The sequence below is a fragment of the Vibrio sp. genome (genome assembly GCF_048266485.1).
In the GTDB taxonomy this organism is placed as follows: Bacteria; Pseudomonadota; Gammaproteobacteria; order Enterobacterales; family Vibrionaceae; genus Vibrio.
This window is the reverse complement of the sequence record NZ_JBLWZK010000004.1, coordinates 210,439-218,113: the sequence shown is the minus strand read 5'-3', so window position 1 is coordinate 218,113 and position 7,675 is coordinate 210,439. Positions and strand designations below refer to the sequence as shown.

At 43.3% G+C, this 7,675-nt stretch carries 10 protein-coding genes and 1 pseudogene; 1 reads left to right on the top strand and 10 read right to left on the bottom strand.

Going from position 1 to position 7,675, the window contains the following annotated elements; genetic code table 11:
* Both ACN0T8_RS08175 and ACN0T8_RS08170 read right to left on the bottom strand, forming a co-directional pair.
* Window positions 1-190: pseudogene (locus ACN0T8_RS08175) on the bottom strand (succinate-semialdehyde dehydrogenase (NADP(+))); the annotation flags it as partial.
* Window positions 191-587: 397 nt separating this feature from the next.
* A complete protein-coding gene (locus ACN0T8_RS08170) occupies window positions 588-1,205 on the bottom strand; it encodes a hypothetical protein (RefSeq protein ID WP_417880129.1) in 618 nt (205 codons plus the stop codon).
* A gap of 500 nt (window positions 1,206-1,705) precedes the next feature.
* Here ACN0T8_RS08170 and ACN0T8_RS08165 point away from each other — a divergent pair, with 500 nt between their 5' ends.
* Window positions 1,706-1,870, top strand: coding sequence for a YlcI/YnfO family protein (locus ACN0T8_RS08165; RefSeq protein ID WP_089122336.1), 165 nt, complete (start codon window positions 1,706-1,708; stop codon window positions 1,868-1,870).
* 201 nt (window positions 1,871-2,071) lie between these two features.
* On the opposite strand, the gene ACN0T8_RS08160 is transcribed toward ACN0T8_RS08165, so the two are convergent.
* From ACN0T8_RS08160 to ACN0T8_RS08125, 8 genes are all read right to left on the bottom strand, one after another.
* Window positions 2,072-2,518 (bottom strand): hypothetical protein, encoded by a 447-nt coding sequence (locus ACN0T8_RS08160; RefSeq protein WP_417880128.1) that lies wholly within the window; start codon window positions 2,516-2,518, stop codon window positions 2,072-2,074.
* Between the two features lie 90 nt (window positions 2,519-2,608).
* A complete protein-coding gene (locus ACN0T8_RS08155; RefSeq protein ID WP_417880127.1) occupies window positions 2,609-2,782 on the bottom strand; it encodes a hypothetical protein in 174 nt (57 codons plus the stop codon).
* Window positions 2,775-3,119: a hypothetical protein gene (locus ACN0T8_RS08150; RefSeq protein ID WP_417880126.1), complete on the bottom strand. Its 345-nt coding sequence runs from the start codon at window positions 3,117-3,119 to the stop codon at window positions 2,775-2,777. Before ACN0T8_RS08150 ends, ACN0T8_RS08155 begins: the two co-directional genes overlap by 8 nt.
* A gap of 10 nt (window positions 3,120-3,129) precedes the next feature.
* The gene (locus ACN0T8_RS08145; RefSeq protein WP_417880125.1) at window positions 3,130-3,732 is read right to left on the bottom strand and encodes a hypothetical protein; all 603 of its coding nucleotides are present in this window, start codon (window positions 3,730-3,732) and stop codon (window positions 3,130-3,132) included.
* A complete protein-coding gene (locus ACN0T8_RS08140; protein ID WP_417880124.1) occupies window positions 3,729-4,085 on the bottom strand; it encodes a hypothetical protein in 357 nt (118 codons plus the stop codon). Before ACN0T8_RS08140 ends, ACN0T8_RS08145 begins: the two co-directional genes overlap by 4 nt.
* A 26-nt stretch (window positions 4,086-4,111) precedes the next feature.
* Complete coding sequence (locus tag ACN0T8_RS08135) at window positions 4,112-4,387, bottom strand: hypothetical protein (RefSeq protein ID WP_417880123.1); 276 nt, start codon at window positions 4,385-4,387, stop codon at window positions 4,112-4,114.
* A 667-nt stretch (window positions 4,388-5,054) separates the two neighbouring features.
* Entirely contained in the window at window positions 5,055-7,313 is a 2,259-nt protein-coding gene (locus tag ACN0T8_RS08130; protein WP_417880122.1) for a primase-helicase family protein, read from the bottom strand.
* A complete protein-coding gene (locus ACN0T8_RS08125) occupies window positions 7,306-7,551 on the bottom strand; it encodes a hypothetical protein (RefSeq protein WP_089122329.1) in 246 nt (81 codons plus the stop codon). Before ACN0T8_RS08125 ends, ACN0T8_RS08130 begins: the two co-directional genes overlap by 8 nt.
* Window positions 7,552-7,675 lie beyond the last annotated feature (124 nt).

Sequence of the window (7,675 nt, the reverse complement as noted above, 5' to 3'; positions counted from 1 at the left end):
GTTCAGCAACCGGTGTTTTCTGCCAGATTTTTTGCCCAGCTTCCATATCAGCAACATCATGCTCAATTCTCGCTTGGCAAGAAACTGGCACCGTGGCGAGCAAACTATTATCAAATGGATTGAATACTTGCTGCCCTTTGCCATCCGTTAATACCGAGGCAAGGAGTGTTTGATTTTTTAATTGCTTCATATTCATCCCTTTTTTGTTTTTAACATATTCAGTTTAGCTGAAATTAAATCAGTAAGACGGCTTCATAATGCGCTCAATGAGAATGAAAATCTATCGACCAAGATCACCACTTAAAAAAATGAAGTAGTTCAGTATGGATTAAGGAAAGGAAGAAAAGAAACTCGCTAGATGTCAGATGCCAAAAAGGCGCTCAATTGCTTGAACGCCTTTCTTTAAATTTGGTAGGTGGGCGGACTTGAACCGCCACGCCCGAAGGCAACGGATTTTGAATCCAGAAACCTTAGTCATTAGGCGCATAATACGATCAATAAACCATTGTTGCAATTGACTTTGATAACATGTGGTCATGCTTGGTTTTGGTCGGTTTACCCATTTTTTACCCATTTTTTTCACACCGTTACCCATCGCACACCATCGCAGCCAACTGGTTATTAATAGCGTTAATTCTCTTTTCGCTGCGGTCTAAATAGCGTTGTGTCGTCGCAATGTCACCAGAACCGTTACCGTGACCAATCCAAAGACTAGCCGCCATCATATCAATGGTATTAGCCACTTTCTGGACTGCTGCTTTACGCGCACTATGCAACCCCAAACGAATCCCTTTTAATGCTTCTCTGCATCGACCTGATACAGCTTTCAACGCTTCACCAACGGATTGCACCACACGATAAACCGACTGCCTAGAAACTGGCTCATACCCCTGCCCTTTAGCGCGATTGCTGCGGAGTTCGCACGCCGGGAATAGATAGCCACCAACCGCCCCATATTTCGCAACACGGGCCTTTAAGATTCGTTTTGCTTCATGGTATCGACTGAAATCAATCACACGTCCTTTGGGTGCTGAACGCTCAACCTCTGCACGCACCTGCTCAACGTTTGTCGCGTAGTGTTGTTCTCGCGCTTGGTTATACTCTTCGAAAAGATCATACTCTTGAGCTAAGGCTTCGAGTTGGTCCACTGTTGTACACATTCGAACCAAAAGCGGCGCAAGCTCTCCACCAATGGCCGTGCGCAAGAACCTACGCCCCTCAATAAGCCATTGTTTTTGTATTTGCTTGTTAGTCGTTTTCGTAACATAAGAGCGCACCTGTTTTGAATCAGATAGAAGTATAATTCCACGTTCGAGATCAATGTGCTCGGCGCGCAATTCCCGCGCCTCGATGTTACGTAAACCGAAATCTAAACATAATTTCGCCATGTCATACCAGAACACGCCACGGTCTTTCATCAATGATAAATATTGTGAGTGAAGTTCTAAGGGAATTGCATCGACTGCTTTTGTAGACATAACTTAGCCCTCCACTTTAGTTAAACTTCGGATAATTTGTCTACGGGTGAGCAAATGAGCGATGCGTTTTAAATCTTCAAGTGTTATTCTCTGCTGCATATTGAAGCCCTCCATCGGCTTTGATATATGCCCCTTGTTACTTTGGCGAGTCAAGGGGCTCTTTTTTATTTGATACTGTGCGCCCTAGTGAGTACACTGTAGATATAGTTTTATATAGGTGTGCGCACATGTCAACAGGTAATGTAAATAAAAATAGTCAATCAGTGAAAAAGAACATCCGTTTCGAGCATGAATTAGTAGAAGCCATTGAAAAAAATAAAAATGAACTCGTACCTTTTTCGGCATGGGTTAAACAGGCGTGCCGTGAGAAGTTAGAAAGGGATTGCTCTTAGAAAAAAACGCCCCATTTACGGGGCGCTCAATTTTTTAGTAATCTCCTGGCTTCTCTGTTCATTGTTCGATAATCATCAATAAGTAACTGATACGGAAAATCTTTAGGTAAACCGGTGAGAAAAATAGACGGTATGTCGTGCTCTGATAGCCATCGTCGTGGGTGAACCAGGTAACTATCATCCGCCACAGCATTAGCCAATTCATCGATCAATTGATAATCCATTGCCGCGTGCTCCAGATAAGTTTAGTTTCCCGCCGTTCGTGAATGAGAACCTGTGCTTTAAGTCGGAGAGCCATACAGATTTAGGATCGCTTGAAAACGGGTAATGTCCAGCGTTCGGATATAAAAACCCCCAAACCTTTGAATAATAACGCAAACGGTCGTTATTCCAGTGAATCCCATCTATGCCGTAAATGAAGCGTTCTAGCTGGTTGTCGTTACGTGTCCAAAGTCTGTTGGCCGCATTGATCAGTGATTTACGATTCTTTGGCGGCTTTATTGCGGCCAGTTCATACAGTTCTGCATTTGAACGCCACACGATGCCGTCAACGGTCGCTGACTTTATTCCGAACCACCACCACGCCACGGCAAAGCGTCGCTGATAATGCGATAACTGTTGCCATTGTCTAAGCTGTTCATCTGTCATAATTGACCACCTAAGAAAAGTGGAGCGTGACACCACTAAATGACCATAAAAAAATAGCGTCACGCCCCAAAATAAAAATATAACCTTCGACTATTCCGTTGGTTGCTCGGTATCTTTTTTCTTCGGCGTTTCATTCTCAATCGCTCGCTGCTTGTTGCGCTGCATATAAAACTGGCCGTTGTTCCCTGAATTCCGACCACGCAACATTTTATTTAGCCCGGTTGAACTAGCCCCGCTCCCGCTTGAATTGGTGAACTTACCCATTGTTATCCGCCTCTTTATCATCAGTGAACAACTTCCAACCATTCGATAGGCGCTCTTTGAATGAATCGTAAGCATGCAACTTACGCTTAGACTCGGGCGCCGCATCGTTAACCTTGGCGGAGAACGAACGCATACGGCGCACGCCATCATAAACGCGCTTTGCTGATTGATCATTGGGTGCGCTTACACCTGCCACTTTCGCACCATCAGCCAGTTTATTAATGGCATCATCCACGCTCATTAAGTTGTCTGCATCATCAAACGCTGTTATCAAGCCGTTTTGCAAATCCGTGGCTAAGTCGCCTGTAAAATCAAATCGGTTAACGTGTAGTTTCATAATTCACCCCTTACATATTTACAAGATGCGGGTTAGTAGCTCGTTTAATGTCATGCTCAGTCGGTGCTGGGCCTTTACGCTCAAAATTAACCGGCATGATGAAAGATTTGCGCTCAACCTCACGACGCTTATCAAATAGCTCCGTACAGTGTCCGATTTGTTCCTCAGCAATTTCTAACGCCTGACACAGCAATTTTAAGTGGTGGTATTTCATCGAGTCCAACGCCACGAACACTGGCTGTTTTCGCTCGAACACATCGCAAGCACACAACGCGATCAGCTGCGCACCGTCGTTCTCGCGCACCAAGGTTTCAAACGTGGTGAACTGTGTGACATCGGCCAGCTTTTGGGATGCGCGTGCAACTGTCACCGGATTAAGGCCGTTGGTGTCATCAAATCCCCAGGCCTTTACAGCGTCGCGGCATTGGTCTGTAACTTCATTTATAGCGCCATCGATTTTAGCTAAGAATGGCTGCACGTCAGTTTTCGTTTTGGCGTAGTCATGTTCTAACCTCGATTGCTCGGCTTTTAGTTGAGCTAAGCGAGATAGAATAATTTTTCTGTCCTGCTCGTTTTGTTGCAAAATTTTATCAAGTTCGCTTAAGTCAATCATTTTGCGTCCCTCTTATCTTTAATCACGGAAGCAGCTTCAAAGTATTTGCGCATCACAGTTAACGCATTAATGTGAGTGTCGTTATCCTCGTGCAGTGCTTGGCGCACGCAATCATTAATGAATTGGGCGCGTTCAATGCCACCACGCGACGCCATGCGCTTTATTTGATTAGCCTTTACCCGCACGCAAGGCGCATTATGCCCGCTCATGTTGTTACGCATCTGGTGCACCAACTCGCAAAGGCTTTCCCACGCTTCATTGCGAACGGCACGTAATGGGTGCATATTTTGTTGAATGAGCGAACCAAGGTAGATCATCGCCTCTTGGTTATCACCGGCGAGTAATGCGGCCATTGTTGTGTTCACGTTTGGGTTTCGCATCAAATCGCCCCCTCAAGTGGCAATGCGATCAGGTCGCCTTTTTCAATTAAATGTTTACAGAATGCTGAGTTAACCGCCGACGGCGTGGCGTTTGTTGGTTCAGCGTGGCCGGGGATAACCTGCAAAGCGTATTGCTCGCCAGTTTCTTGATCACGAACGTTCAGCGTTATTAAACGTGCGGCCATATTTTTCAACCGGCAAATACTTTGATCAATAGGTAATTGCTCGCTTTTTGGCCCGTAGATTTTTGGTGCTTTGAATAAATTCGTATCCATGATGTTTCGCCTTTTATGTCTAATGTTGTGATATTTACAAGTAGACAATAGTCCCTATCACTTTTGACGGCAAGGTTAAATATAACTTATTTTTCAATAACTTAATTGACGATAGCGTCAACCGATAGAGGTAAATGATCCGGTATATTTATAATGTAACTTTCGAGCGCGGCGGAAAATTATAGCCACGTTTTTTGCAGTCTGTGGCGTGAAATGTAGTGCATGTGTTCTGCGTTACCGTGAAAACCAAACTTTTACATTTACGGGGCGCAATCGGGTGATCAGCTAAAAATAGACGTTTAGACAATAAGCCAGTGTTTTTTATGTGACTAGACAGGATAGACAAGTAAAGCAGGGCAAAACCCTATTCTATTTATATTTGTTTATTTTTTGTACAAATTCTTTCTCTCACTACTTTTTACGTTTATCCTGTCTATCCTGTCTACTGGGTTGATAAAATCAATAAATACAATAGCATAACCTAGACAAGTAAATTATTTTTCCTGTCCTTTACTTGTCCTCTTCCTGTCCACCGACACAAAAAAAACTGGCTAACTAGACAGGAACTAGACAGGATAGGACAAGTAAATAATTTTTCCTGTCTAATTGGATTACATAAAAATAATTATACAGGCGTAAAAAAACCCGCCGTAGCGGGTCACTTTTATTAAATGAAGTCGTTTATTGTTTTGCCAATGGGGAAACAATACAAGGTATGCTTAATACCGTTAACTGTGGGGCGAGATTCAACTCGTTTAAATCCTAAATCATCCAGTGCTTTGGAAAGAGATTTACCACCACTTAGGCGATATTGATAACCAGAATCGATATCACGACGTAAAAGCTCGGTTGTGGAAAGATGCCCGTTAATAACAAGTAACTGACCTAAAGAGCCTAATCTCTCCGTTATTGCCAGTGTGTTCTCAGGTAATGCAGATTGCATCATGCGCATCTTAGCTGGTGTCATAGGCGCCTCGCTAAATGAAAGGAATTTATCACTTATCACATGATCTTTTAAAAACCAATGAACGCCGCCATTGTCTTCGTGTTTTAGATAGTGGTAAACCTCTTCGTGGTGAATCTTCGATTGAGCTTTACACACCGGTTTATTGAGCCATTGCGACTCTATCACCCACCAACGACGATCATTTTTTTCTAACGGAATACAATCACGGTGGTTAGTACAAACAAAATAATTGGTGTAGTTATCAACAGTTACGCCATTCATATATTTTACGGTCAATCTAAAATCTTCGTTAGTGATAACCGGTTTTAATCTGTTGCCGATGGTGTAACGATCTTTGCCAGATACGTATAACTCTTCAATCACACCTACTGCCCCCTCGTTTGCCCAACCGTTGAAGCGTTCTTGTATCGCATCATTCGTGATCTGAGCAACGTTAGCCTTACCTATGGCATTTTTTATGAAATTAGCAATTGTAGTTTTACCATCACCAAAATCACCTACTACAACGGGGGCGAAACGGTTTAAAACACCTATTTTCTGAACTTGCCATGCCATCCAGTCGAGAATTAACATTTCTGTCTCTTCATCACCGAACACCCATTTAAGATGCTTTTTAATTAGTTCTCCGGCACGTTTAGTATCAACGCGCTCCGGTGAATAATGTACATAGGTGTTCAATGCTATAAGCCCTGTCTGCTTATCTCTATAAACGTCCCGACTTTCTAGCGGATTATAAAAAATACAGTCAACTGTAGGTATCTTACCTTTCACGTATTTACTGGCATTACCTTCACCATTAGGGACTACATTATGAAATCTATTATCGAATGATCGTTGTGTTAGAACGTTCTTCAATGCCTTATGTTGATATTGCCCCTCTGGTGTCATAACCCATTCTTCCACCCAATTTGCAGAAATCTCAAATAGGTTAAACTCACAATCCACATTAGGTAACGTAGGCGAGTTATGTTGTTGTGGTATCGCACCGTCACCGAACGCCACAGCGCCAACATGCGGTTTAACGGTATTTCGTGGTTGCGTTGCTGCTTTCCGATTCGCACTATTGAACGTCGCTTCAAAGCCCTCACCACCGCATTGCATGTATGCTTCTAATAGGCTATTGCGCACTGTTTCAACGTGGAGGAATCCTCCATGAGCCAACGATAAGAACTCAAGACTCAACTCGTTTAATTTTGAGTTGCGCCCGGTATCCGGCCCCATGGCCGCCAAGGCGTTACAAGCATCATCTAGGTGAAGTAATGCGTGTTGGTTTTCCTTGGTGCATGTTTTAACCTCACCTATCTGCGTTGCAACCGTCTTTGGTTTAAGAATTTCGTCAATGATGATTTGAGGAACTAGCGGTAGCTCATTGGTGAATGGAAGTATGTCATTACGCAATTCCTTGTGCGGTTTTAAATAGGCTAATTGGTTGCCTGTTTTAAAATCTATACCACGTATAAAATTACCGTTGTTGGAGTCCATAATTTGCGAACTGTCGAACCCATCAGGTAAGCGAAAAAAGAAATGCTTACTGTCCTTTTTCGGGTCGTTTTGTACCTCAGCACCGCGCAATTCACCTTCTGTAATACCAAGTTTTACAGCTAGTTCAGCAATGCTAATAACTTGGTCTTTGTATGCGTCCCAGTCGACCAAAACAACGTTATCTAACGCAATAGCTACAAAGTCAGCCGTTGCCCATTTAGGATCATCTGCTGTGTATCTTTGGCCTGCGGCATAGGGGGAAGGCTTACCGATAGACTTATAGTAAGGGATCGGCCGATAACCGCACAATTCAGCCATTGCGGCGGTTTGATACACCCAATCATTTAACGGTTTGACCATTCTGTCACTTAGGTTATAATTGTCAGCGGTAGAGGACTTGCCAAAGTTTTTACCACTTAGAGAACCCGGCGCATCGAGTTGCTGCTCGAATGCGCCGCCTCCATTTTCATCAAGCATTATGCTCACCTCGCTGCTCTGGTAACATCCCCGCCATAAACAAACCAAACAAAGGCGCATTGATATAACCTTTACGGCCTACACGTCTATAGCAACGATTAAGAGCTGGATTGTGCTCTCGCTTCCAGATTAAATTCTTTATCTGGGCATGGGTAAATTGTGGGAATTGCTTAGGCACATCAATAGCGGGGATCCAATTGTTTAAATCCATCGCCAATTCATCAAAATTGTTATTCATTTTATTCAATCCTCAGTAGTCGCTTATATATCGGATTAGGTTGTAATAATCCGTTGTGGTCGGATGAACTATATCTAAGAGCTAATTTTGACGATTTAGTCAAAAGATAAAAACGTGACACACA

What these genes read in the sequence shown, in the direction of transcription:
- ACN0T8_RS08125 (WP_089122329.1), bottom strand. Translation starts at nt 7,551, where the DNA reads ATGAATAACAATTTTGATGAATTGGCGATGGATTTAAACAATTGGATC.
- ACN0T8_RS08165 (WP_089122336.1), top strand. Translation starts at nt 1,706, where the DNA reads ATGTCAACAGGTAATGTAAATAAAAATAGTCAATCAGTGAAAAAGAAC.
- ACN0T8_RS08145 (WP_417880125.1), bottom strand. Translation starts at nt 3,732, where the DNA reads ATGATTGACTTAAGCGAACTTGATAAAATTTTGCAACAAAACGAGCAG.
- ACN0T8_RS08130 (WP_417880122.1), bottom strand. Translation starts at nt 7,313, where the DNA reads ATGCTTGATGAAAATGGAGGCGGCGCATTCGAGCAGCAACTCGATGCG.
- ACN0T8_RS08160 (WP_417880128.1), bottom strand. Translation starts at nt 2,518, where the DNA reads ATGACAGATGAACAGCTTAGACAATGGCAACAGTTATCGCATTATCAG.
- ACN0T8_RS08150 (WP_417880126.1), bottom strand. Translation starts at nt 3,119, where the DNA reads ATGAAACTACACGTTAACCGATTTGATTTTACAGGCGACTTAGCCACG.
- ACN0T8_RS08135 (WP_417880123.1), bottom strand. Translation starts at nt 4,387, where the DNA reads ATGGATACGAATTTATTCAAAGCACCAAAAATCTACGGGCCAAAAAGC.
- ACN0T8_RS08140 (WP_417880124.1), bottom strand. Translation starts at nt 4,085, where the DNA reads ATGGCCGCATTACTCGCCGGTGATAACCAAGAGGCGATGATCTACCTT.
- ACN0T8_RS08155 (WP_417880127.1), bottom strand. Translation starts at nt 2,782, where the DNA reads ATGGGTAAGTTCACCAATTCAAGCGGGAGCGGGGCTAGTTCAACCGGG.